Annotated in this window: 23 protein-coding genes; 8 read left to right on the forward strand and 15 right to left on the reverse strand. The window is 65.4% G+C overall.

Annotated features, from left to right (window positions below; translation table 11 throughout):
* Positions 1 to 59: 59 nt before the first annotated feature.
* Both BLU29_RS02315 and BLU29_RS02320 read right to left on the reverse strand, forming a co-directional pair.
* Positions 60 to 1463, reverse strand: coding sequence for an ATP-binding protein (locus tag BLU29_RS02315; RefSeq protein ID WP_091054967.1), 1404 nt, complete (start codon positions 1461 to 1463; stop codon positions 60 to 62).
* Positions 1460 to 2152: a response regulator transcription factor gene (locus tag BLU29_RS02320; RefSeq protein WP_091054968.1), complete on the reverse strand. Its 693-nt coding sequence runs from the start codon at positions 2150 to 2152 to the stop codon at positions 1460 to 1462. Before BLU29_RS02320 ends, BLU29_RS02315 begins: the two co-directional genes overlap by 4 nt.
* 125 nt (positions 2153 to 2277) lie before the next feature.
* Between BLU29_RS02320 and BLU29_RS02325 the strand changes: the two genes are divergently transcribed.
* Entirely contained in the window at positions 2278 to 4716 is a 2439-nt protein-coding gene (locus tag BLU29_RS02325) for a TonB-dependent receptor (RefSeq protein ID WP_091054969.1), read from the forward strand.
* A gap of 79 nt (positions 4717 to 4795) precedes the next feature.
* On the opposite strand, the gene tatC is transcribed toward BLU29_RS02325, so the two are convergent.
* The 7 genes from tatC to BLU29_RS02360 all read right to left on the reverse strand — a co-directional run bounded on the left by tatC (position 4796) and on the right by BLU29_RS02360 (position 14510).
* The gene (gene tatC, locus BLU29_RS02330; RefSeq protein ID WP_091054970.1) at positions 4796 to 5779 is read right to left on the reverse strand and encodes a twin-arginine translocase subunit TatC; all 984 of its coding nucleotides are present in this window, start codon (positions 5777 to 5779) and stop codon (positions 4796 to 4798) included.
* Positions 5780 to 5818: 39 nt separating this feature from the next.
* Entirely contained in the window at positions 5819 to 6754 is a 936-nt protein-coding gene (locus BLU29_RS02335; protein ID WP_091054971.1) for a GDP-L-fucose synthase, read from the reverse strand.
* Between the two features lie 95 nt (positions 6755 to 6849).
* Complete coding sequence (gene gmd, locus BLU29_RS02340; RefSeq protein WP_091054972.1) at positions 6850 to 7884, reverse strand: GDP-mannose 4,6-dehydratase; 1035 nt, start codon at positions 7882 to 7884, stop codon at positions 6850 to 6852.
* Positions 7885 to 7941: 57 nt separating this feature from the next.
* The gene (locus BLU29_RS02345) at positions 7942 to 9003 is read right to left on the reverse strand and encodes an alpha/beta fold hydrolase (protein ID WP_091054973.1); all 1062 of its coding nucleotides are present in this window, start codon (positions 9001 to 9003) and stop codon (positions 7942 to 7944) included.
* Positions 9004 to 9186: 183 nt separating this feature from the next.
* Positions 9187 to 11910 carry a valine--tRNA ligase gene (locus BLU29_RS02350; protein WP_091054974.1) on the reverse strand — a complete coding sequence of 908 codons (2724 nt, stop codon included), beginning with the start codon at positions 11908 to 11910 and terminating at the stop codon, positions 9187 to 9189.
* Between the two features lie 182 nt (positions 11911 to 12092).
* Positions 12093 to 12962: a substrate-binding domain-containing protein gene (locus tag BLU29_RS02355; RefSeq protein ID WP_091054975.1), complete on the reverse strand. Its 870-nt coding sequence runs from the start codon at positions 12960 to 12962 to the stop codon at positions 12093 to 12095.
* Between the two features lie 174 nt (positions 12963 to 13136).
* Positions 13137 to 14510 carry a sigma-54 dependent transcriptional regulator gene (locus BLU29_RS02360; protein WP_091054976.1) on the reverse strand — a complete coding sequence of 458 codons (1374 nt, stop codon included), beginning with the start codon at positions 14508 to 14510 and terminating at the stop codon, positions 13137 to 13139.
* A 197-nt stretch (positions 14511 to 14707) separates the two neighbouring features.
* Between BLU29_RS02360 and BLU29_RS02365 the strand changes: the two genes are divergently transcribed.
* The 4 genes from BLU29_RS02365 to BLU29_RS02380 all read left to right on the forward strand — a co-directional run bounded on the left by BLU29_RS02365 (position 14708) and on the right by BLU29_RS02380 (position 16134).
* On the forward strand, positions 14708 to 14935 hold the full coding sequence (locus tag BLU29_RS02365; protein WP_091054977.1) for a hypothetical protein: 228 nt from the start codon (positions 14708 to 14710) through the stop codon (positions 14933 to 14935).
* Positions 14913 to 15170: a hypothetical protein gene (locus tag BLU29_RS02370; protein ID WP_091054978.1), complete on the forward strand. Its 258-nt coding sequence runs from the start codon at positions 14913 to 14915 to the stop codon at positions 15168 to 15170. Before BLU29_RS02365 ends, BLU29_RS02370 begins: the two co-directional genes overlap by 23 nt.
* Before the next feature lie 105 nt (positions 15171 to 15275).
* Positions 15276 to 15773 carry a hypothetical protein gene (locus BLU29_RS02375; RefSeq protein WP_157693564.1) on the forward strand — a complete coding sequence of 166 codons (498 nt, stop codon included), beginning with the start codon at positions 15276 to 15278 and terminating at the stop codon, positions 15771 to 15773.
* Positions 15751 to 16134: an MmcQ/YjbR family DNA-binding protein gene (locus BLU29_RS02380; RefSeq protein ID WP_197677751.1), complete on the forward strand. Its 384-nt coding sequence runs from the start codon at positions 15751 to 15753 to the stop codon at positions 16132 to 16134. Before BLU29_RS02375 ends, BLU29_RS02380 begins: the two co-directional genes overlap by 23 nt.
* Positions 16135 to 16316: 182 nt before the next feature.
* Here the strand turns inward: BLU29_RS02380 and BLU29_RS02385 are convergent, their stop codons facing one another.
* Together BLU29_RS02385 and BLU29_RS02390 are read right to left on the reverse strand one after the other, a co-directional pair.
* Positions 16317 to 16820 (reverse strand): GAF domain-containing protein, encoded by a 504-nt coding sequence (locus tag BLU29_RS02385; protein WP_091054981.1) that lies wholly within the window; start codon positions 16818 to 16820, stop codon positions 16317 to 16319.
* A 130-nt stretch (positions 16821 to 16950) separates the two neighbouring features.
* Positions 16951 to 17907, reverse strand: a complete 957-nt coding sequence (locus tag BLU29_RS02390) for an IS110 family transposase (protein WP_091054872.1) — start codon at positions 17905 to 17907, stop codon at positions 16951 to 16953.
* Between the two features lie 422 nt (positions 17908 to 18329).
* Here BLU29_RS02390 and BLU29_RS02395 point away from each other — a divergent pair, with 422 nt between their 5' ends.
* Positions 18330 to 18938 (forward strand): YdeI/OmpD-associated family protein, encoded by a 609-nt coding sequence (locus BLU29_RS02395; protein ID WP_091054982.1) that lies wholly within the window; start codon positions 18330 to 18332, stop codon positions 18936 to 18938.
* A gap of 78 nt (positions 18939 to 19016) precedes the next feature.
* Positions 19017 to 19241 (forward strand): VF530 family protein, encoded by a 225-nt coding sequence (locus BLU29_RS02400; RefSeq protein WP_091054983.1) that lies wholly within the window; start codon positions 19017 to 19019, stop codon positions 19239 to 19241.
* A gap of 193 nt (positions 19242 to 19434) precedes the next feature.
* Here the strand turns inward: BLU29_RS02400 and BLU29_RS02405 are convergent, their stop codons facing one another.
* The 3 genes from BLU29_RS02405 to BLU29_RS02415 form a co-directional block, all read right to left on the reverse strand.
* Positions 19435 to 20613, reverse strand: coding sequence for an ATP-binding protein (locus tag BLU29_RS02405; protein WP_091054984.1), 1179 nt, complete (start codon positions 20611 to 20613; stop codon positions 19435 to 19437).
* Between the two features lie 177 nt (positions 20614 to 20790).
* On the reverse strand, positions 20791 to 21840 hold the full coding sequence (locus BLU29_RS02410; protein WP_091054985.1) for a YncE family protein: 1050 nt from the start codon (positions 21838 to 21840) through the stop codon (positions 20791 to 20793).
* A gap of 397 nt (positions 21841 to 22237) precedes the next feature.
* Entirely contained in the window at positions 22238 to 22996 is a 759-nt protein-coding gene (locus tag BLU29_RS02415; RefSeq protein WP_091054986.1) for a ribonuclease HII, read from the reverse strand.
* Between the two features lie 104 nt (positions 22997 to 23100).
* Here BLU29_RS02415 and BLU29_RS02420 point away from each other — a divergent pair, with 104 nt between their 5' ends.
* The gene (locus BLU29_RS02420; protein WP_091054987.1) at positions 23101 to 23580 is read left to right on the forward strand and encodes a hypothetical protein; all 480 of its coding nucleotides are present in this window, start codon (positions 23101 to 23103) and stop codon (positions 23578 to 23580) included.
* Positions 23581 to 23710: 130 nt separating this feature from the next.
* Here the strand turns inward: BLU29_RS02420 and rnhC are convergent, their stop codons facing one another.
* Positions 23711 to 24718, reverse strand: coding sequence for a ribonuclease HIII (gene rnhC, locus BLU29_RS02425; protein ID WP_091054988.1), 1008 nt, complete (start codon positions 24716 to 24718; stop codon positions 23711 to 23713).
* Positions 24719 to 24744: the final 26 nt, after the last annotated feature.

Here is a 24744-nt window from a genome sequence, read left to right on the forward strand (position 1 = left end):
GGATCTATCGGGACGCTACCGTACAGCCCCGGGCTTGTCCACGCCAACCTTCGGTCCGGTCAGGTCCCGCCCGTGGCGCAACTCAACGTGAAAACCAGCTGGCGCTGGCCGTCAAACGCCGCGGTGAGCGTCCAGCCCATCGCCCCGGCGAAGGCGCGGGAGAGCGAGAGTCCCAGCCCGAGATGCGCGCCGCCGGTGCGCGCCGCCTCCTTGCGCCAGAAACGGTCAAACAGCTTGGACACATCCTCCGGCTCAAGGTCGTTGGCGGGATTGGCGATGCGCACCACCGCCCCCGCGGGGGCCGGCTCCACGCTGATCGTCACCTGCCCGCCTCGCGGGGTGTAGTCCACGGCGTTGTCGCAAAGATTGGTGAGGATGGCGCGCAACAGCACCGCGTCGGCGGATACGGTCACCGGGGCGACAGCCAGGACCGCCTGCAGCCCGTTGCCCGTCGCCCGGCCGGCAAATTCCGCCCACACGTCACGCACCAGCCGGTCGACGGCGACGGCCTCGGGTTTCACCGCGAGGTTGCCCTGTTCGCCGCGCGTCAGCGCCAGCATGTAGTCCACCATCCGTTCCATCTGCCGGCTGATGGCCAACGTCTCGGCGTCCGTGGCGGGATCGCGCGACTCCGGCCATTTGAGGGCGCACTCCGTCATGCTGCGCAACTCCGCCAGTGGCGTGCGCAGCTCATGGGCCAGGTCGGCGCTGAAACGCCGCTCGCGTTCGAAGGATTGCTCGAGGCGGGCGAGCAGCTCGTTGAGGCGGCCGGCGATCGGCCTCAGTTCGTCCGGCAGTCCGTCCGCCGGCAGACGGGTGGACAGCGAGCCGGCGTCAATCCGCATCACCTGCTCGCCCAGCCGGTCGAGCGGCTGCAACTCGCTCCGCAGGACCTGCGGCACCACCCAGAGGGTCGCCCCGACCAGCAGCAGGGCGCAACCGACCGCAAGGCCTGTAAGCAGCAGCAGGGTTTCCTCGAGATCCTCGCAATCGCTCGCCACCACGAGCAGCAGCTCGGGCACCGGCGCGTCCTTGGGCAGTCCGGCCAGAGGCTTGGGCTTGAAACTCGTCGTCAGCACCCGTCCGGCCCGGCCGCTGGGCAGGCTGGCGAGCGCCAGGGTCATCTTCTTGGGACGGACGGACGGACGGACCAACTCGCCATTCCGCAGTGACTCGGACCGGGCGATAGTCGCCCCGGTGTCCAGGCGCCAGATTTGAAAATAGTCACGATCACTGTCGTCGTCGAATCCGCGCAGAAACCGGTCGCTGAACACAAAGCGAATGCCCTCCGGCGTCGCGAGGGTGGTCGTGGAGATGGCGAGCGCCTTGGCCCGCAGGGCGACATCGAATTGATCGATGACCGCGTAGCAAGCCGCAACCAGCAGGGCACCGAGCCCGAGGCCGAGCAAGCTGAGCGTGACGCGTAACAGGCGGCGGGTCAGCCGGCGGCGGATCGAATTCATGGGACCGGCGCCGCCACCGGCGCATCGCCCAGCACGTAACCCAGGCCGCGCCGCGTGTGGATCAACGGGGCGCGACCGGCGGTCCCGAGTTTCTTGCGCAGGTTGCAGACCGCGGAGTCCACCACGTTGCTCATGGGGTCCACCTGGCCGTCGTAAATGTGCTCCTCGATTTCCGTCCGTGAGACCACCTGGCCCTGACGGCGGGCCAGGTATTCCAACAGCAGGTATTCGCGCGCCGTCAGGTCGACGGGCTGGCCGTCGCGCCGCACCGTGCGGGCCTGCGGGTCGATGCACAGGTCCGCCACCTGCAGGTTGGGCTGCTTGGTGCCGTAGGCCCGGCGGCACAGCGCCTGGACGCGCGCCAGCAGCTCCTCCAGGGCAAACGGCTTCACGAGGTAGTCGTCGGCGCCCGCCTGGAGCCCGGTCACCCGGTCCGGCACCGTGTCGCGCGCGGTGAGCAACAGCACATGCACCTCCCGGCCGCGCCGCCGCAACTCCGCGAGCACCGAGAGGCCATCCCGTTTCGGCAGCATGACGTCGAGCACGATGGCATCATAGCCATTCTCCCCCGCCAGCCACAACCCCTCCTCGCCGTCGCCCGCGACATCAACCGCGTAACCGGACTTGCGCAACGCCGTGGCCAGGCTGCGTTGCAGCCGGAGGGAGTCTTCAACGATCAGGATGCGCATGGAGGGTGGAGCTTAGGCCAGCGCACATTACCGGAAGATTATGCCGGTGCAACCCCGGCGGGCTTGTTACTCCCGTAATGTTCCCGTAACGCGCCTTCTGCCACACTGCCGTCCTCCCGTTTCTTATGCCGAGTCCCACCCGCCCGTTCAAAACCCTTGCCCTCCTGAGCGCCCTTTCCCTCAGCCTGACCAACGCGTTCCCGGCGCCCGAGGCCGCCACCGGCACCGTGACCGGCCTGGTCATTGACCCGGCCACCAGCCAGCCGGTCGAATACGCCGCCGTGGCCGTGAAGCCCGGCACCGGCGGACCGGCGGTGGCTACCGCCGCCACCGACGCACACGGCCGCTTCACCTGCGACAACGTCCCGTTCGGCGACTACCGGCTCGCCTACGGCCGCGTGGGTGAATCCAGCCAGGAGACGCCGGCCTTCACCGTGGACGCCGCGCACCGGTCCGCCGACCTCGGACGGCTGGCCCTCGGTGGCGATGCGACGCTCAAGCTGGAGCGCATGCAGGTGACTGCCATCAAGGAGACCTTCTCTAATACCATCGACCGCAAGACCTACAATGTCGGCAGGGACATCCAGAGCACGACGGGCTCGGCCAGCGACCTGCTGCAGAACGTTCCCTCCGTATCGGTGGACATCGAGGGCAACGTCAGCCTGCGCGGCTCCCCCGACGTCCTTATCCTCATCAACGGCAAGTCCTCCACCCTCATGGGCCGCAATCGCGCCGCGGTCCTCGAGCAGTTGCCGGCCGACGGCATCGAGAAGATCGAGGTCATCACCAACCCCTCGGCCAAATACAAGCCCGATGGCACGGCCGGTATCATCAACCTCACGATGAAACACCAGCAGGACCCCGGCTACTCCGTCAGCGTCCGCGCGAGCGTCGGCACCGCGCGCCGGGCCAACGGCAGCGTCACCGCCAACTTCAACCCCGGCCGTTTTAATGTGTTCGGCACCTTCGGGCTCCGACAGGACGACCGCCCCCGCACCAACACCGATGAGCGCACCCACCTTGACACCGCCACCAACAGCCTGGTGTCCACGTCCCTGCACACCGTCGAAAACTCCCGGCCCCTGACGCGCCTCGCCCAGACGGGGGTCGACTACAAGCTCTCGGATGACACGAAGCTCGGCGCTACCTTCAACTACAACTACCGCGACCTCCTGCGCCATGCGACCGAGACGGACATTTCCCGCAACAGCGCCGGGGCCGTCACCAGCGACTATGACCGCGTGCGCACCGATCCCGAGTTCGAGAAGGACGTGGAGTTCGGCGCCACCCTCCAACACACCTGGCCCAAGACGGACCACGAGCTGAACTTCGAGGTGCAGCACGGCCGCACCACCGAGGCGGAGCAAAACAGTTACCTCAACGCCTACCGCACGCCCGCGACCGCCGCCACGCAGGACCGGAAGTTCGTCAGCAACATCGAGGAGAATACCGAGGCCCTCGTCGAGGGCGTCTACGTGATCGACGACTCCTCGAAGCTTGAGACCGGCTACTCCTGGCGCCTGAACAAGCTCGACCAGGATTTCGCCAGCAGTTTGCTGGATCCGGTCACGGGCCTCTGGATCCCCGATGTCGCCCGTTCCAACCGCTTTCTCTACGATCTGGGCGTTCATGCCGTCTACGCCACCTACGGCCGGTCCTTCGGCGCGTTCGGCGTCCTGGGCGGCCTGCGGTTCGAACACGCGACCCTCAATACCGACCAGCGCACCACGCACACGGTCGACCAGACCGTCTACGCCCGCGTCTACCCCACCCTGCACCTGAATTACAACCTGACGGACGAGCAGCAGCTGCAGCTCAACTACAGCCACCGGGTCCACCGGCCCGAGGGCGACGACCTGAATCCCTATCCGGAATACCAGGACCCGTTCAACCTCCACGAGGGCAACCCACACCTGCGGCCCGAAGAGATCCACTCGGTGGAGGCCGGCTACCAGTTCAAGCGGAAGGAGACGACCTTCCTCGCCGCCGCCTACTATCGCTACCGGTATGACAGCATGACCTCGGTCACCCGCTATATCGACGCCACCACGCTGCTGACCACCCGGGAGAATCTCGGCTCGAACATTTCCACCGGACTGGAACTGGCCGCGACCGGCACCGTCGCCAAGACCGTGTCGCTCAATTTCAGCGCCAATCTCTACTGCAACGAGATCGACGCGAGCAACCTCGGCTTCAGCGACCGCCAATCCGCCTTCGCGTGGGAGGCCAAGCTCAATGCCAACTGGAGCGTGACCAAAAGCACCCTCGTGCAGCTCAACTCCAACTACTCGGCCAAGCGGCTCACGCCGCAGGGCTACCGCTACCCGACCTACGTGCTCAATCTCGGCCTCCGGCACAACTTCGCGGACAAGAAGACCGCGCTGATCCTGACCGCCTCCGACCTGCTTGACTCCCTGCGCGAGCATACCCTGATCGATACGCCCACGTTGCATGACGACAGCATCCGCCGGCGCAGCGCCCGGATTTTCTACGCCGGTTTCATTTACAGCTTCGGCAAGGCCACGAAGAAGAAGGACGACCTGCAGTTCGACAACCAGCTTTGACGCACGGCCCCGGCGGTCCCCTCACCGTGTTTGCCTCGCAGCCCTGCTTATGCCGACCCCTGCCGCGGGGCGGCCGGCCTCAGGCCGGAGCCGCCAGCGCCCCGCGCTGCTTCCGCTCCCAATACCAGGCGATCCAGATACAAATCTCGTAGAGGAGATACAGGGGGATCGCCATGGCCACCTGGGTGATGACCTCGGGGGTCGTGAGCACGGCGCCGAGAATGAAGGACGCCACGCAGACATGGCGCCGGTATTTCGCCAGCTGGGCGTGGGTGAGGTAGCCGAGCTTCACCAGGAACAGCACGACGATGGGAAACTGGAAGCCCAGCCCCATGCCGAAGATGAAATGCGTCACGAAGCTGATGTAGTCTTCGGCGCGCCAGTCGAGCCCCTCGAAGCCGAGCAGGTCGGAATAGGCCACGGACGCGCGCAAGGCCACCGGCAGCAGCACGAAATAGGTCGACAGCACGCCGGCGAGGAACAGGAACAGGCTCCAGCCCACCCAGGGAAAGATCGCCTGGCGTTCCGTCTGCTTCAGGGCCGGCATGATGAAGCTGCCGATGAAATACATCCAGAACGGGGCGGACAGGATCAGCGCGCCGTAGAGCGCCACATGGAACGCGATGAAGAACCCCTCCGCCGGGCCGAAATTGTGCAGGCGCACGTGCAGCGGGCTCACGTCGGCCCCGGGCGCATCCGGCAGCAGCCGCAGGGCGGCAACCTGCTGCGGGCCGACCTTCGCCGTCCCCACCTGGAAGACCACGTGCGGCGCCGCACCGGCCGGCAGGCCGGCAAACTGCTCGCGCGTGACGGTGTAGGGCCCGAGACGGGTGGAGCCGATCTCGAAGCTGACCGTGGGCTGCGGCTTCTCGAAGAGGTCGATGTTGCGCAGCGGGTATTCCACGATGGCCACCAGCCGGTCCACAAAGGTCAGGCAAAGCAGCAGGGCCACCCCCACCGCAATCAGGGAGCGAATGAGCACCTGACGGAGATCCTCCAGATGACCGAGGAACGACTTGTGCGCGGCCGGGGCCGGTTCGACGTCGATGGTTTCGTCCGCCATGGGTCAGGTGGTTTCAGTCGGGCGGGTCATGCGGTTGCATCAGGTCCGCAGTGTGCCGGCCGCCGACTCGGCGAGGAAGCTCGCGTAGGTCTTCGCCACGCCTTCGCGGACGCCGATGCGGGCCTTCCAGCCGAGCGCGGTGAGCCGTGAGACATCCATCAGTTTGCGCGGCGTGCCGTCGGGCTTGGTGGCGTCCCACACGATCTTGCCCTTGAACCCCACGACGGCGGCCACGATTTCCGTAAGTTCCCGGATCGTCACGTCCGTGCCGGTGCCGATGTTGAGGAGGTCGGGCGGGTTCGCCTGCGGGAGCAGGAACGCGCAGGCGTCGGCCAGCTCGTCCACGTGGAGGAACTCGCGCTTCGGGGAGCCCGTGCCCCACGCCGTGACCTCGGCCTGGCCGGCCTGCTTCGCCTCGTGGAACTTGCGGATGAGCGCCGGCATCACGTGCGAGTTCCGCAGGTGGTAGTTGTCGCCCGGGCCGTAGAGGTTGGTCGGCATCGCCGAGTGGTAGAGCACGCCGTGCTGCTTGCGGTAATACTCGCAGAGTTTCAGGCCCGCGATCTTGGCAATGGCGTAGGCCTCGTTGGTCGGCTCGAGCGGACCGGTGAGCAGGCTGCTCTCGGGCATCGGCTGCGGCGCGAGCTTGGGATAGATGCAGGAGCTGCCGAGGAAGAGGAAGCGCTTCACCCCGGCCGCGTAGGCGCCGTGGATCGTGTTGTTGGCGATGGCCAGGTTGTCGTAAAGGAAGTCCGCCGGGTAGGTGTTGTTGGCGAGGATGCCGCCGACCTTGGCCGCGGCCATGATGACCGTGTCGGGTTTCTCCCTGGCGTAGAACGCCGCGACCGCCGCCTGGCTGGTGAGGTCGAGCTCCTTCCGCGTGCGCAGCAGCAGCGTCACGCCCGGTTCGGCCTGGAAGCGGCGCACGAGGGCGCCGCCGACCATGCCGTTGTGTCCTGCGATGAAGAGTTTCATTTCAGAGGGTGCCCACGAAACACACCAAAAGGCACGAAAGCGAATTCCTCAATTCGTGTCCTTTGGTGTGTTTCGTGGGAAAAATCAGGGTTGGTTCAGGCAAACGGCGCCTTGGAGGGCTCGCCGAGCGAGGCGATCTGCGCCTCGCGCTTGGCGAGGGCGAGGTCCGCCTCGGTCATGATCTTGACGAGCTCCTTGAACTTGACCTTGGGCTCCCAGCCGAGCTGCCTTTTGGCCTTGGCCGGGTTGCCGATGAGCAGCTCGACCTCGGCGGGGCGCTCGTAACGGGCGTCGTATTTCACGTATTTCTGCCAGTCGAGGTTGAGCAGGCCGAAGGTCTCCTGGATGAATTCCTTGACGCTGTGCGTCTCGTTGGTGGCGACCACGTAGTCGTCGGGTTTGTCCTGTTGGAGCATGACCCACATCATCTCGACGTATTCCTTGGCGTAGCCCCAGTCGCGCTGCGCGTCGAGGTTGCCCATGTAGAGCGACTCCTGCAGGCCCAGCTTGATGCGCGTGGCGGCGCGGGTGATCTTGCGGGTGACGAAGGTCTCGCCGCGGCGCGGGCTCTCGTGGTTGAAAAGGATGCCGCTCGACGCGTGGAGGTTGTAGCTCTCGCGGTAGTTCACCGTCAGCCAGTGCGCATACATCTTGGCGCAGCCATAGGGTGAGCGCGGCCAGAAGGGCGTGGTCTCGGTCTGCGGCACCTGCTGCACCTTGCCGAACATCTCGGACGACGACGCTTGGTAGAACCGGCACTTCTTGACGAGGCCGGCCTCCCGGATGGCCTCGAGGATGCGGACGGAGCCGAGCCCGACCACGTCGCCGGTGTATTCAGGGATGTCGAACGACACGCGCACGTGCGACTGGGCGCCGAGGTTGTAGATTTCGTCGGGCTGGAGCTCGTAGAGGAGCTTCACCATCTGCACGGAGTCGGCGAGGTCGCCATAGTGCAGGAAAAGCTTCACGCCGTTGACGTGCGGGTCGCGGTAAAGGTGGTCGATGCGGCTCGTGTTGAAGGTCGAGGCGCGGCGGATGACGCCATGCACCTCGTAACCCTTGGCGAGAAGCAGCTCGGCGAGATAGGAACCGTCCTGGCCGGTGATGCCGGTAATCAGGGCTTTTTTCATGTGGGAGCCAGCTAGATAGAGCGAATAAATCCCCTCAGGCAAGCGCCGAGGCATCTTTCATTTTCCGCTGGCCGCCAGCAGTTTGACCAGTTCGTCCTTCCACAGCGCCGCGATCGTGTGGCTGCCGTGGCCGCGGGTCTTGTCGCTGAGCGGAATCACGATCGCCCGGCCGTGCGCCACGCGCCTGATCTCGCGCTCCAGGATGCCGAGTTCGGGCGGGTTGATCAGGTCGTCGGCGGAATTGATGGCGAGCAGCGGCGCCGTGATCTTCTCCAGGGCCGGGTTGGGATCGTAGTCGGCCGAGGCCTCGAGCGCATAAAGGCAGTCGTTCGCATCGATGGTCTTGAAGTAGCTCGCGACAAAGGCGTCGAGCGCGGCGTCGGTCTGCGCCAGTGTCGGCGTCTCGGCCTGGCGCAACACCGGGTTGCTGCTCATCAGGTAAAGCATCTCCACGTCCGTGCGCAGCGACTGCGGCTGAGTCTTGTAGTCCCCGCCCTGCCATTCGGGATCATGGCGGATGGCGTCGATGGCCAGCCGCCGCCAGGCGCGGTTGCGGCCGGCGATCTGGGTCGGCAGCGAGGCCAGCGGCATCAGCGCGTCCATGAAATCCGGGTGCAGCTCTCCCCACAGCCAGGTGTGCATGCCGCCCATCGAGGTGCCCATGATCAGCCGGGCGTGGTCTACCCCGAGGCCGTCGGTCAGCAGCCGGTATTGGGCCTCGACCATGTCGAGATAACGGTAGTGCGGGAACTTCGCGTGCAGGCCGTCGCTGGGCTTGCTGGATTTGCCGTGGCCAATGCCGTCGGGCAGCACGAGGAAATATTTCGTCGCGTCCAGCGGCTGACCGACACCGAAGAGCTCGCCGGCGAACTCCGGCCGGATGAACTGCGCCCCGCTGCCCGTGGTGCCGTGGGTGATGAGCACGGCGTTGGTCACGCGCCCGGCGGCGTCGCGCCGCGGCGTCCCGAGCGTGCGGTAGTGGATCCGCAGTTCCGGCAGCGACTCGCCGGAGCGAAACTGGAAGTCCTTCAGGATGAAATCGCCCTCGGTGGGCGCGGGATAATCCGCCGCGAATGCGACCGAGGCGGCCAACAGGAGCAACAGGGGGATGCGCTTCATCTCCGACGACTAGCCGACCGCGCTGCGGACGCAATACGCTTAAACGCGTTGCCGCGACTTGAGCTGCCCGCGCCATTCCCGTCCTACGTCGCGGGAACTTCGGCAAGGTGGAACCCGGCCTCCGGACGGGTTGGTTTGGGCGCATACCCTGAAAACCCGTCCGGAGGCCGGGTTCCATCTAAATCAACCCAATGCCGCCAACAGACGCTCCAGCTCGGCTTGCTTGGCCTGCTGGTCGGCGAGCTGCTTGCGCGCGCCCTCGAGCACCGCGGGCGGCGCCTTGCTGACGAACGCCTCGTTCGTGAGCCGCGCCTGCGTGCCGGCGATGTGCTTGGTGATCGTCTCGATCTCCTTCTTGAGCCGCGCCTTCTCCTCGGCGGGGTCACCCTTGATCTGCTTGATGAGATTCCACGAGCCGAACGCCGTCACGATGGCCGGGGCGTTGGGCGACATCGCCCCGCGCACGACCGAACCGGCGCCCATCATGCGCTTCAGCTTGGCGAGGTTGGCGTCGAGCACGGCCCAGTGGGCGTCGTTCGCCTCGACCACGAACTCAGAGGTCTTGCTGGCGGCCTCGCCGTGTTCGGCCTTGAAGGCGCGGACCTGCGAGACGACCGCCTTGAGCTGCGCCACCTGTGCCGCCGCCGCCGTGTCGAGCTTCAGCCCGCGGCCGGCGAGCTGCGACGGGTTGTCGAGGTGCGTGTCGCGCATGAGGAACTTGCCCTCGGCGCCATAGCCGAGCAGATGCCACAGTTCCTCGGTGATGAACGGCGTGAACGGATGCAGCAGCAGCAGTGTCTGGCGCAACACGAGGTCCTGGATGGCCAGGCAGTTCGCCTTGGTGGCCGGGTCTTGCAGCTTCGATTTCGAGACCTCCACATACCAGTCGCAGAAATCATTCCAGAAAAACCCGTAGAGCGCCTGCACCGCCGCGCTGAACTCGAATTCCGTGAAGCAGCGGTCCACCTCGCGGGTCGTGCTGCACAGGCGGTCGAGGATGGCATGGTCGTCGGCGTCAAACTTCGGCGGCTCGATGCGGGCGAGGATGGCGCTGACCGCGGAGTTGTCGGCCATGTCGCCGCTCATCTGCCGGAAGCGGCAGGCGTTCCAGAGCTTGTTGCAGAAGTTCTTGCCGCCCTCGATGCGGTCCTCCTGGAAGCGGATGTCCTGCCCCTGCGGTGCGATCGACACGATGCCGAAGCGCAGGCCGTCGGCGCCGTATTTGGCGATGAGGTCGAGCGGGTCGGGCGAGTTGCCGAGGGACTTCGACATCTTGCGACCCTGCTGGTCGCGGATGATGCCGGTGAAGTAGACGTTCTTGAACGGAATCCGCTTCTCCAGCGGCGCGCCGGGATGGGTGAACTCCAGGCCGGCCATGATCATGCGTGCCACCCAGAAGAAGATGATGTCCGGGCCCGTCACGAGCGTCGTGGTCGGGTAGAAATAATCGTAGCCGGCCTTCGCCATCGCGGCCTGGTCCGGCCAGCCGAGCGTGGCGAACGGCCAGAGCCACGACGACGCCCAGGTATCGAGCACGTCGTCCTCCTGCACCCAGTTGGCCGGGTCGGTCGGGCCCGCGAGCGACACGTGCACCTTTTTCGGATCGCGAATGTCCGCCTCCGTGAGCGTCTCCTTGTCGAGGCCCTTGGCATACCACACGGGGATGCGGTGGCCCCACCAGAGCTGGCGGCTGATGCACCAGTCCTGGATGTTCTCGAGCCAGTGCAGGTAAACCTTCGACCAGCGCTCCGGGTAGAACTTGATGTGGCCGTCGCGCACCGCCGTCTTGGCCTCTTCGACGCGGGGATACTTGAGCCACCACTGCCAGGTCAGGCGCGGCTCGATCGGCACGTCGGCGCGCTCGGAGTAGCCGACGTTGTTCTCGTAGGGCTCCTCCTTCACTAGGTTGCCGCGCTCCTTCAGTAGTTCGGCGGCCTTCTTGCGGCCGGCAAAACGGTCCAGCCCCGCCAACTCCGGGCCGGCGAGCTCGTTGAGCTTGGCGTCGGGCGTGAGCACGTCGATCGGTGCGAGCTGGTGTCGCTGGCCGACCTCGAAATCCACCTTGTCGTGCGCCGGGGTGATCTTGAGCGCGCCAGAACCAAACTCCTTGTCCACCGCCTCGTCGGCGATGATCGGGATATCCGCCTTGGGCCCGATCGGCCGGCGCACCTTCTTGCCGATCCACGCCCTGTAGCGCGGGTCGGCCGGATGCACCGCTATGGCGACGTCGCCGGGGATCGTCTCGGGGCGCGTCGTCTTGACCTCGATGAACTGGCCGGGCGCGTCGGTCCGCTCGTAGCGCACCGAGTAGATCGTGCCCTTCACGGGCTTCATGATCACTTCCTCGTCGGAGAGCGCCGTGAGGCTCGCCGGGCACCAGTTGACCATGCGCTTGCCGCGGTAGATGTGGCCCTTGCCGTAAAGATCGACGAACACCTTGAGCACGGCCGACGAGTAGGCCGGGTCCATCGTGAACTGCGTGCGGCTCCAGTCTGCCGACGCGCCGAGGGCCTGCAGCTGCTGCAGGATGATGCCGCCCTTCTCCTCGCGCCAGGACCAGACCTTTTCCAGGAATTTCTCCCGCCCGAGGTGGTGGCGGGTCTTCTTCTCCTTGCGCAGCTCGCGCTCCACCACGGATTGCGTGGCGATGCCGGCATGGTCGGTGCCGGGCAGCCAGAGCGCCTCGCGGCCCTCCAGCCGGGCGCGGCGGATCAAAATGTCCTGCAGCGTGTTGTTCAGCACGTGGCCCATCGTCAGCACGCCCGTGACGTTGGGCGGCGGGATCATGATGGTGTAGGGCTGCTTGCCCGGCTGCGCCTTGCCGGCAAACGCGCCCGCGGCCAGCCACGCAGCATACCACTTCTTCTCAACGTCGTGCGGTTCGTAGCTCTTGGTGATCGCGGCCATGGCAGGTAGGTAGCCGGGCAGTGAAAGGCCCCCACCCCGCCCTGCCAACTAATTTCACAGGAGGTAACGGAGGAAACTGAGACCTGATCCCGGGCCCATTCCTCATCTCTGTTCCCTCGGTTCTCTCCTGTAAAATCCCTGTCTTGCTTCGTGTCCTTCGCGTCTTCGTGGTTAAACTGACCCTACTTCAGCTCTTCCAACTCAAACACCAGCTGGTTGCGCACACCCACGGGCAGCGGCAGGAAGCCGGCCGGCGCCAGCGTCGCCGCGGTTTCGTCGGCCAGCAGGAACTTCAGGAAACGCTGCAGGTCCGGCGCGGCCGTCCGCCGGAAGGCCACATAAAGCACCAGGCGCAAGGGATAGCTGCCGCGGTGGACATTCTCGGCGGTGGGGCCGTAGGCCGGCTCGGCCGGACCGGCTGCCAGCGCCAGCACGCGCAAGCCCGGGCTCCCGGCCACCCCCGCACCGGCCACGCCGATGCTGTTTTCCGCCGTCCGCAACCGTTGGGCCAGCATCGCGCCGTCGGCCGAAAATTCTACGCCGGCCTTCGCCACGGCGTCCTGCAGGATGACGCGCTGGAAGAGCGGCCAGGCCAGGTCGTCTGCCGGCGCCACCGCCTTCAGCGCGATGGGCCGTGCCGCCCACTCGCCCGGCAGGTTGAGATCGCCCCAGCGAGTGAAGCCAGCGGCCGCTTCGCCAAAAATACCACGCAGCTGCCCGGTCGTGACCTGGCTCAGCGGCGAGGTCGCGGGCACGACCACCACGACGACCTGATAACCCATGACCCGGCTCACGACGGCCCCGACCGGCGGCGGCTCGGAGGCGGGCAGCAGAAATATCCCCACGTCGGCGCGGCCGGCCGCCAGGTCCTCGCTGCCCGGCCGCGTGCCGCGCAGGTCGAGCTTCACGGCGGTGTCGTCCTGCCGGGCGAAGCCGTCCACGGCGCGGACAAAATCGTCGCCAAGCAGATCTGATCCGACGACCCGGATTTCCGCGGCGGTGGCGACGACAGCCAGTGCGGACAAAATCAAGGCGCGTGCGATGCGTTTCATGCTGGGCGTGATTCTGCGGGCGCCCCGACTGCATTGCGCCATGAATGACCGCCTGTTTTATGGCGGCAATCGGCGCGCGTCGCGACAGTGGTGTGGGAGGGGCTTCATGCCCCGACTCGCGCGCTTTTCATGGATCGGTCGGGGTATAAAACCCCTCCCACATGGCCCGGCCATTTACCCCCGGTCCACCACGTCGAGCTCGGGCCACTCCGCGATCTTGCGGTGCAGCGTGCGCCGGCTGATGCCGAGCAGCTGCGCGGCCTTGGTGCGGTTGCCGCGCGCCTTCATCAAGGCCTCCTTCAGCAGGCGCTTTTCGTTGTCCTCGACGGAATACGGGTTGGCGGGCGTCGCCGTGACCATCTGGGGCGGCGGCGCCACCTCGCCGCGGAACTTCGGCTCGAGGTCGAACTCGCTGATCTTGCCCCCGCGGCGGAGCACGACGGCGTTCTCGGCAAAATTGCGCAGCTCGCGGATGTTGCCGGGCCACGGATAGGCTTGCAGGTAACGCATCGCGCCGGGCTCGATCGTCACCGGCTCATAGCCGTTCTCCTTCGAGTAGACCTTGATGAAATGCTCCAGCAGCACCGGGATGTCGTCGGTCCGCTCGCGCAACGGCGGCGTGGTGATGCGCACGACGTTCAGCCGGAAGAACAGGTCCTCGCGGAACTTCCCCTCCTTTACCATCTGCTCGAGGTTGCGGTTGGTGGCGGCCACGAGGCGCACGTCCACCGTGATCGTCTTGCTGCTGCCGATGCGCTCGAAGCTCTTGGTCTCGATGAAGCGCAGCAGCTTCACCTGGATCTCCGGGCCGATCTCGCCGATCTCATCGAGAAACACCGTGCCTCCGTCCGCCGCCTCGAAGCGTCCCTCGCGCTTCTCCGTCGCGCCGGTGAACGACCCGCGCTCGTGGCCGAACAGCTCGCTCTCCAGCAGCGTCGCCGGCAGCGCGGCGCAATGCACCGGCACGAACGGCGCCCGCGCCCTCGGGCTGGCCTGGTGGATGGCCTGCGCGATCAGCTCCTTGCCCGTGCCGGTCTCACCCTCGATGAGGATGGTGGCCTTCGACGGCGCCACGAGCTTCACGCGCTCGATGACCTCCGCCAGCTTCGGCGAATGGCCGACGATGCCCTCGACGTTGAACTTCTCGTCGAGCCGCTCGTGCAATTGCTTCACCTCGACCTCGAGGGTCTTGGTCTTGAGCGCGCGCTGGATGAGGATCTCGAGGCGCTCGATCTGCACCGGCTTGGTCAGGAAATCCACGGCGCCGCGTTTCATGGCCTCGACGGCCGAGTCGATGCTGCCGTAGGCGGTCATCATGATGACAGCGGGCTTGTTCGGCAGCGCCAGGGCCTTGTCGATGATCTTGAGGCCGCTTTTGCCCGGCATGCGGAGGTCGGTGATGATCACCTCGAACTCCTGCGCATCCATCAGGTTGAAGGCCTCGTCGGCGCTGGCAGCGACCGACACGTCGTAGTGCTCCTGCAACGCCTGCTGGAGCCCCTCGCGGGTGTGCTTCTCGTCGTCGACGATCAGGAGACTGGGCACCATGTGCGTATGAAGCCCCCGCCCGCCGCCCCGGTCAACGGGAAATGAGACGAGGTGGCACAGCTTTACTTCCACCTTACTCCGTGGACCGACTGAGCTGTAGGAGCGGGTTTATCCCGCGATGCCTCGGGGCGTAAAGCCCCTCCTACAATGAGCATTCCCCACTTGCGGCAAAAAAACAGGCGACTAAATCTTCCCTCGTGAGCACCGTTCAGGAAATCGAAGCCGCTATCAAGCGCCTGCCGCGCGAGGAGTTCCTCAAGCTCCATGCCCGGCTGCAGCGCCGTTTCGACGATGAATGGGATCAGCAGATGAAAGCAGATGCCAAAGCGGGCCGCTTGGACCATCTGGCCGGGGAGGCGATTGCCGACTACCGCGCCGGAGGAACCAAACCGTTCCCGCCGGATGAAAAGCCACGCCACCGGTAGGTTCTGGTCGCGCTACCGTGCGCTGCCTCCGCCAGTTCAGGCGCAGGCATTGAAACAATACCGGCTCTGGCTGCGTGATCCCACCCACCCTTCGCTGCATTTCAAGCCGGTCGGCTGCCTCTGGTCGGTTCGTGTCACCCGGAGCGTTCGCGCCCTCGGCGTGCGCGACGGCGAAACGATGGTCTGGTTCTGGATCGGCTCGCATGATGAATATGAGCGAATCATCAAGGAATAGGTCGTGATTTGCATGGGCCTCCTCCGCTCGACACCGCCAGCAATCAGGAAGGGCGCACTCTCCGCTCGCCCACACAAGGCACATCTGTATCGTTAGCCATAGAAAATGAAGCCTACGGAAGTAAAGTCGCCAGCCTGGATGATGTGGCTTCCTCTCACCGCCCTCATTGTGTCGCTGGCAAGCCTTGTTTTCACTGGCATTGGATTTTTTCGGCAGAGTCGCGAATCGGAGCTCCAGTTGTGGAATTCGCTGCGCAAAGAGTTCGACTATGAATTGAAGCAGGAGCGTCGAGTGTGTGCGCAGGCATACTCCGAGGGAAGATTGTCCGAGCAGTATTCGAATGTGATGAATTTCTTCGACACCATCGGGTTTTTGGTGCGAACAGGCCGACTCGACAAAGAGCTTGTCGACGACACGTGGGGCTACGAGTTCACCGGCTATTTCAGGGCGACGAAGGAGTTCATGCTGGAGGATCGGAAGAAGGATCCGAGATCATGGGACGATGTGTTTTATTTGATGCAGCGGCTTAGTGTAGATCCCACCCTCAGGACGCCAGATGACCTCAAAGCATTTTTCGAAGATGAAAAGCGTCTGCCAAATTGAAGAAGCCGAACCAGATTCCACAGCCACCAGCATGAGCCCGGAAGAGAGGTTTGCCCGGATCGTTGCCGCGCTGAAGCGGAGTCCGCAGGTGACGGTCGGCGCCTCGAAGAAAGGCTTCGGCTCGTCGGCCCTGTGTGTGGGCGGGAGAATTTTCGCGATGATCTCCTCCCAAAGCGGATTCGTGGTGAAGCTTCCAAGGGAGCGGGTCGATGCGCTTGTCGCCGCCGGCACCGGGACCCGTTTCGAGCCCGCCCGCGGTCGCGTGATGAAGGAGTGGGTGGTGGTCAAACCCGCCGCAGACGAAGATTGGTTGTCCTTGGCGCGCGAAGCGCTGAAGTTTGTCGGCGCCGGCACCGCATAAAAGCCGGCTTTGGCGCACTCGTCGCCACCTGCCGACGCTCCCGACGAACGCGGCTCACTGCGAACACTGGGACAAACCGGCGCGACCGGCCCAACATTTTCGGTCACTCATCTCCCGAACTGCCTTACAGGACCCTTACTGTAGCTACTGTAGCCTGAGTCGTGTCAGGATGACCCGGACGCTCAGTCCGCGAGACGGCTGAGGTCGGAGCCGTCGAGGAGCAGTTTCACCGCGGCTTGCAGGCCGGCGGCGTCCTCGGCGTCGAAGCGGGCGAGGCTCGGGCTGTCGAGATCCAGCACGCCGAGCAGGCGGCCGTTGTGGAGGAGCGGCAACACGATCTCCGAGCGCGAGGCGTGGTCGCAGGCGATGTGTCCGGGGAATTTCTCCACATCGGGCACCACGATGGTCTCGCGTTTCCGCGCGGCCGTGCCGCAGACACCCTTGCCGAGCGCGATCCGGATGCAGGCAACCTTGCCTTGGAACGGCCCGAGCACGAGTCCGCCATCGCGCATAAAGTAAAACCCGGCCCAGTTGAGCCCGGGCAGCGCCTGGAAGAGCAGCGCCGCCATGTTCGCCGTGTTGGCGAGACCATCGCGCTCGCCGGCGAGAACGGCGGCGAGCTGGGCGTGGAGGGCGCGGTAGGCCTCGGGCTTGGTCAGGCCGGTGGTGGACTTGATCTCGTGCATGAGAGTTGGCCGCAAAAAGGCGCAAGAGGCGCAGAAATAACAAGCTTCAATTCCTCCGCATCCACCACGGATTTCACGGATAACACGGATGCGGGTCTCAAGTCATCCTGAACGGAGTGAAGCAGCGGTGTCAGCCGACAAGGGTAAAGTGTGGGTCTTTGAGCATGCGGTTGAGCACGACAATCATTTTGCGCATGACGGCGAGCAGGCAGACGTTGGCGGGTTTGCCGGCGGCCTGGAGTCGCTGATAGAACAGCGACAGGACCGGGTTGTGCTGGGAGGCACTGACTGCGGCCATGTACAGGACGTTGCGGACCTCCACGCGGCCACCGCGGGCATGGCGCGGCCGGGAGGTTTCGCCGCTGTCGTGGGCATGCGGGGCCACTCCGACCAAGGCGGCGATGCGCTTGTCGTCCTCTTCGCCCAGTTCCGGCAGGTACGCCAACAGCGTCGTCGCCAGCACCGGACCGACCCCTTGCAACTGCTGCATCCGCTCTGCCTTGGCCCGCAGGGCGGGATGCGCCCGCACCTGCTGCGCCACCAACTCGTCGGCCTTGGCCAGGGCGGCGGCTTGTTGCTCGCGTTGCGCCTGCAGCAAGGCCTGCAAGGTCGGGCCTGCTGTTTCCAGCCGGTTGGCCGTTTGCGTGCCTTGATCTACCAGCTGCCGGCGATAATCCAGCAGCTCGCGCAACGCGGTTACCTCGGGCAGCGGCGGCTTCTCCACGCGGGGATGCATGGCGCAAGCGTAGCGATAGATCAGCCCCACATCAATCTTGTCGGTTTTGGCCAGCGTGCCCTCCGCCCGGGCGAAGTTACGCACCCGCCCGGGCTGCAAGCGGCAGACCGGTACGCTCGCTTGGTGCAGCTGCTCCAGCAACCGGCGTTCATACCCGCCCGTCGCTTCGCATACCACGCGCACTCCCGGCAGCGGCTGGACGAGGGTGATCAGCGTGGCAATGCCCGCTGCCGTGTTCGGGACCTGCCGGCACTTCTGGCCGGCAATGGTGTAGTCCAGGCGCGCCTTGGAGATATCCAAGCTGACGTACCGCACAGGTTCGGTCGACTCTACCTTGTAATACGAGTTCATGACTCTTTCAGCGGTTCGAGGTTTGACCAGGCACAAGACCGCGACCCGGCTTCACTACGGGCTCGAGGGCCCAAGGATCCAGCGATCTGTCGGTCTTGCCGTCCACCGTGCGGCCTGCACGGCGAACGCCCTGGTGGGCGGCCTCCAGTCAATCCACCCGGACTGACTTGGCAACCCAGCCCAAGCCGGCCTCCTCCGACGAGCCATCGGGCCCATTCTCGGAGCCCGGCTCGGGCCAAACCCTTTTCAACTTTCATCGCCCAAGACATACAAGGATCCAGAGGCGTGGCTACCCGTGCACATCGCGCTGGATTCTTCGCTGCGTTCAGCATGACAGGTTTGGGGAATCCATCCGTGTGAATCCGTGCAATCCGTGGTTAAACCATCTTGCCGTTCCAAAGGCTGGCCGTCAGCGTCCGGTCATGCCCGCCAAGAAGGATCCCCGCGTCGACCGCTACATCGCGGAGGCCGAGCCCTTTGCCCGGCCGGTCCTGCAACACTTGCGCAAACTCGTCCATCAAGCCTGCCCTGAAGCCGAGGAGGCCCTGAAGTGGAGCAGCCCCTTCTTCATGTATCGCGGCAAAATCCTGTGCTATATGGCTGCGTTCAAGGCGCACCTGGCCTTCGGCTTCTGGGGTCCGGCCATGAAGAAGATCATCGCTGCCGACGGCCATGCCAAGGACGGCCTCGGCCTGCTGGGCCGTATCACGAGCCGGGCCGACCTCCCCTCCGACAAAGTGCTGCTCGGCTACATCCGCACAGCCCGGAAACTTCATGACGCCGGCCTGTCCGTCCGCCCGAAACCGAAGGCCAAGCCCGCCCTGCCCGTGCCGGCCGACCTCGCCGCCGCGCTCAAACGCAGCAAGAAGGCCGCGGCCGCCTGGGCGGACTTCAGCCCCAGCGCCCGCCGCGAATACACCGAGTGGATCACCGAGGCCAAACGCCCCGAGACCCGCGAGGCGCGCCTGCTCACCACCATCGAGTGGACCGCCGAGGGCAAGCAGCGGAACTGGAAATACATGAATTGCTGACCGCCTAACTGTAGGAGGGGCTTTATGCCCAGATGATCGCGGGATAAACCCGCTCCTACAGTTCCGAAAAACCACCCCATGACCGGCCACGTTTCCAAGGATCCCCTGCACGGCGTTACGCTGGAGAAAATCCTCGAGGCGCTTGTCGCGCACCACGGCTGGAACGGGCTCGCGGCCCGGATCGAGATCCGCTGCTTCATGTTCGACCCGAGCATCACGTCGTCGCTGAAATTCCTGCGGCGCACGCCCTGGGCCCGCGCCAAGGTCGAGCAGCTCTACCGGGAGATGATGGCGGGGCATTGAGGTGGAACGCGGCCTCCGGACGCGTTTTTGGGTAGTGGATCAGTTTGGTTTCTCCGCTGTTGTAGGTCGGAGTTTATCCCCGACAGATCGCGCGGAATGTCGGGCATAAAGCCCAACCTACATCAAACTGACCCACTACCCGTTTTTGCCCGCTCGCCAAACCCGCCCGGAGGTCGGGTTCCACCTTCCATCCTCACGTCCCCGGCAACATCCGCACGCGGCGGTGCTTCTGCGGGAACTGGAGCGTCACGACCGTGCCGACGCCCTCCTTGCTCTCGATGCCGACGTGCCCGCCGTGGTCGCGCATGATGCGCTGCACGATCATCAGTCCGAGCCCGTGGCCGCCGGTCTTGGTCGTGTGATAGGGCGAGAAAAGCTTGGCGAGGTCCTCGGTCTTGATGCCCGCACCGGTGTCGGCCAGGCGGACGAATACCGAGTCGTCGTCCGCCCCGACGCGCAGCCCCAGCTTGCCGCCGGCCGGCATCGCCTCCATGGCGTTCTTCACGAGGTTGAAAAACACCTGCTTGAGCTGGTTGCGGTCCGCCATGATAACGGGGGTGCTGGCGGGCAGCTCGGCCTCCACCGCGAGGCCGCGATCGGCCAGTTCCTTGCCTTGGAAGCGCAGCACGTCCTCGATGACCTCGACGACGTTGACCTCGGCCAGGTCGGGCGGACGCGGGCGGATCGCCTCGAGAAAGTTCCGGATGATGCCGTCGAGCCGCGTCACCTCGTCCTGGCAGATCCGGATCGAGTCGCCCAGCGAGTCGGCCTCCTTCGAGCCCTTGAGCTTTTTCAGCTTCCGCTCAATGAGCTGGAGGTGGATGGTGAGGGAGTTGAGCGGGTTGCCCAGCTCGTGGGCCACGCCGGCGGCGAGCAGCAGGATGGACGAGACCTTCTCGTTCTCGATCAGTTCCTCGGTGGATTTCTTCGCGCTGGTGATATCCGTAAGGATGATGGCGAAGCGCGGCACCCCGCCTTCGCCCTCGCTGAACGGCACCATGTAAAGCCGCACGACGCGCGGGGCCGGGTAAGTCAGCTCGAACTCGCGGGTGACGACGGGCTGCCCGGCCTTCGGCCCGCCGGCCGTGGCGCCCTCGAGCGAGGCGCGCAGGCCGGGGACCAGCCGCCACAGCGTCGTGCCGGCGCCGGTTTCGTCCTTGAAACCGATGAGCCCGCGCGCGGCTACATTGGCGTAGTCGATCTCCCCGTCGGCGGTGATGACGAGCACGCCCTCCTGCAGGGTGTTGAAGACGGTCTCGAGCAGCGCGCGCTCGCGGGCGAGCCGCTGCACGAGCGTCCGCAAGCCGGCGTCGTCGAGCCGGTCGAGCCGGTCGAGCACCTTGTCGAGCGAACTGGGTTTCTTGCCGGCCATGGGTCCGCCCCCAATTGACCAGAGGATTTCTCCCGCTGCAATTCATTCTGTAGGGCGGGATCACCGTATCCCGCCTCGAACGTGATATCGTTCTCAAACGAAGGCGGGATGCGGTGATCCCGCCCTACAACAGGGCCGCCCAATCGAACAGGATCATCTGGCCCTCGAGGCCCCGGGCTATTTGTCCAGGCCGTAGACCAGGATCTTGAAGCTCCCGGCGATCATCTTCGGCCGCGGCGGGCGGCCGCCCCCGGCGGGTGCCGGGGCCGGTGCCTCGTATTGGGCCGAGGCGAGGTAAATTTTGTGCGTCACAGTATCCAGCGTCATGGTGCGCGCGCCGCGCTCGGTGGCCAGTTTCTGCACCGGGGTGAACTTGTCCGAGGTGTCCTCGTGGGCGATGGTGACCGTGCCGTCGCCGGCGGAGGCGAACGCCAGCTGCGTGCCGGGATCAAACGACGTGGCGTCGATCCCCTTGCCGGCGTCGAGGCTCGCGACCACCTTGCCGGTGGCGCTGTCCATGATGACCATCTTGGCGTTGCTGCAACCGATGACGAGCCGATGGTGGTCCAGGTCGATGGCCATGCCGCTGGCTTCCTCCCCGGGGGCGATGGGCCAGTGGTTCACGATCGTGTGCGTCTTGGTGTCGATGGCGATGACCTCGTTCAGATCCTCGATGTTGCAATAGACCCGGGCCGCGGCGGGGTCGGCCTGCGCGAACTCGGGCTTGCCGCCGACCGGGATCGTGGCGACGACCTTGCCGGTGGCCGCCTCGAACACGGTGGCCGTCTTGCCGCGCCCGTCGAAGGTATACACTTCGCTCCGACCGGGCTCATAGAGGATGGCGTCGGGGTTCTGCCCGGTGTCGACCTTGCTCAGCGTCTGCAGGGTCTTCAGGTCCACGATGCTGGCCTTGTTCTCGCGGCCGTTGCTGGTAAAGCCGCGCCCTAGTTCGGGAGCGACGACCATACCGTGGATGCCCGGCGTATCGGCCACCTCGCCGACAACCTTGTCCGTGGCCGTGTCGATCACGACGACCTTGGTTGCGTGGGACACATAAAGCCGGTGGCTGGCGGAATCCACCGAGAGGTAGTCCCAGCCGCCGTCGCCGCCGACCGGGATTTCGTTCAACAGATGATAGGAGCCCTCGGCACGGCCGAGCGCGGCAACGAGGCAGGAGAGAAGACCAAAGGTGAACAGACGGACGGGTCGCGAGGTAGGGTTTTTCATGGGAGATCGGCGGGATAGGTTTCGGTAAAAGCATCACTCAGCGTGATGCCGTGCGGAGGAGCGAACCAGGTGACGATACTGCTTCTGCCGGGTTACTAAACCCAATTTTATGAAAAGATGCTCCCGGCCGCCGGTAATGTTCCCCTCATGTTCATCCCCTGTGGGCCCGATACACCGAAGCAAGCTTGCTTCGAGTTGAATAAGCAAAGACCACGGCGAGGTCGCCGTGGCTCCAGCACGTGAAGAGCTGGAGCGCGGGCGACCTCGCCCGCGTGGGATTGGGCCAATGCCCCGGGGCCCTGGTCGCCTTCGGCACCGCCGCAGGCGGGTAAACTTGCCCCGGGAATCTTCACCTTCATCGAGCCAGACTGGCGGCCACCAAGGCGGCCTGCCTCGTTCAGTCAAACAGGATCATCTGGCCCTCGAGGTCGCGCGGCTGGGCGAAGAGCTTGCGCAGGAAGCTGTCGCGGTGCACGGCGCTGCGGCCGAGCCGGAGGATGGCCTCGCGGTGCTCCTCCGTGCCGTAGCCCTTGTGCTGCGCGAAGCCGTAGCCGGGGTGCAGCTTGTCGAGCTCGTCCATCAGCCGGTCGCGCGTGACCTTGGCGATGATCGACGCCATCGCAATGCACAGCGAACGGGCGTCGCCGCTGACGATCCCTTGGTGCGGATACGGGAAGCTGCGCAGCGGCAGGCCGTCGATCAGGATCGAGCACGACACGGTCGGCCGGAACGCGGCCTTCTCCGCCTCGCTGGCGAAGAGGTCCGGCTCGGTCTTCCGCGCGAAGGCGTCGGGCGGATAGATGCCCTCGAGGGCGCGGCGCATCGCGAGCTTGGTGGCGCCAAGGATGTTGACCGTCTCGATTTCGACCACCGTGGCGGCGCCAAAGTTGGCGTGGATCTGGCCCTGCGCGACCAGTTCCTCGAACTCCGCATACAGCTCGCTGCGCTCGGCGGCGGTCAGCTGCTTGGAATCGTTGACGCGACCGGACTTGCCGACGGCCCAGCGGCCCTCGAGGAATTCCGGCGACACGAGCACAGCAGCGGCCACGACCGGTCCGGCGAGCGCCCCGCGTCCGGCCTCGTCCACGCCGATCAGCCCGCCGAAGCCGTAGATCTGCTTCAGGTCGAACCCGCGGAGTTGTCGGCGTTTAGCCATGCGATGTTTGTAGGGGCGGACCGCCGGCAGGCAAGCGCAGCCGCCGGGCCCAAACCCCGCCGCCCGCGGCTGGTCTTTTGCACCCGGCTGGTTTCATTGGTGGCATGGACCTCCTCCAGACCTGGGAACTGCTCAGTTACGTTGTCACGGTCGTGGCTCTGCCCGCCGCCGTCGTCGCCTTCGTGCTGGAGCAACGCAAGGAACGCCAGAACGAGGAGGAGGAAATCTACCAGCGCCTCTCGGACGAATACCGCGAGTTTCTCAAGCTTGTCCTCGACAACGCCGACCTGCACCTGCTCCGCCAGGTCAGCACCGCCCATGACTTCACCGAGGAGCAGAAGGAGCGCCGGCATGCCATCTTCGGCATCCTCGTCTCGCTGTTCGAGCGCGCCTACCTGCTGGTTTACGAGCCGAAGATGGACAAGCAGACGCGCCGCATGTGGCGATCGTGGGAGGACTACATGCGCGAATGGGTGCGGCGCCCGGATTTCCGCGACGCCCTCAAGATCCATCTCGAAGGCGAGGACGAGGAGTTCACGGACTACATCACCAGGCTCGTCAATGAGGAACAGAAGGCGTTGTGAAAGCACCGACACACCCCGGTGCTGCGCACCACCCCTCTTGATAGAGGGGACCCAAACGCCCGGTTACCGGAGATCCCCTCTATGAAGAGGGGTGCCCGACAGGGCGGGGTGTGTTGAAGGTCACGCGACCTCACCGCTTCCACTCGGTCTTTTCCTTCGGCACGGGCAGCGGCAGCTCGTTGAGCTTGCCGGCCTCCGAGACGACCTCGTAGCAGGTGCGGAAGTGCAGCTTGGCGAAGCGGCCGAGCGCCTTGGCGCCGAACCGGTCGATCAGCACCCTCGCCTGGGCCTTGGCCTCCGCGCCGGCACCCTTCTGGAGCTTGTCGCCGAACTCGCGGGACAGGTCGCGCATGAGGCGGACAAACTCGGCGCGCGCCACGATCGAGGCCGCGGCGACGACCGGATCCTCCTCGGCCTTGGTGCGCATCGCGAGGTTGAAGCGCTCGAGGCCGAGCTTCTTGAGCTCGCGCTGGACGAGCGGTTCCTTGGAAAACTGGTCGAGCAGGCCGCGCGGCACCCATTTGCGCTTCAGCGCGGCGTCGAGCGCGTCGGCGTGGTGCTGCGCGAGCAGCCGGTTGAGGCTGGCGTAGGGCCGGGCCATGACGCGGTTGTATTCCGCCATCGTCATGTAGCGGGTCTCGACCACGACACCCGGCGTGGTGCGGATGAGCTCGTCGAGCTTGAGGATCTGGGTGTCGACGACGGTCTTGCTGTCGCGCACGCCGGCCGCCTGCCAGGCCAGCACCGCATCCTTGTCGGCGATGACCGTCGCGGCGACGACCGGGCCGAAGAGGTCGCCCTTGCCGCTTTCGTCGAGGCCGGCGTGGGGCTCATACCAGTCGGGATGAAGCACCTCGTCGTAGCCCAGCTTGGGGGCGCCGGTGACCTCGGCCTCGATGACGTTCTGCACGAAATCCTCGGTGTCCTTACCGGCCACGACGACCTTGCCGCTGGTGTAGGCGGTCACGTTGACTTTCGGGCCCTTGAAGGCGAAACGTGCATACGGCACCTCGGCCTCCTCCCAATTCTTGGCGGCGACGGCCGAACGCAGTTTCTCCATCTGCGCGTCGTCGAGCTTGATGGTGTAGGAGGTGATCGCCTTGGGCTTCTCGTCGGCGTCGTCGAACCGTTTGGGCATGGGAGTAGATGGCCACAAAAAGGCGC

The organism is Opitutus sp. GAS368, from assembly GCF_900104925.1.
GTDB lineage: Bacteria > Verrucomicrobiota > Verrucomicrobiia > Opitutales > Opitutaceae > Lacunisphaera.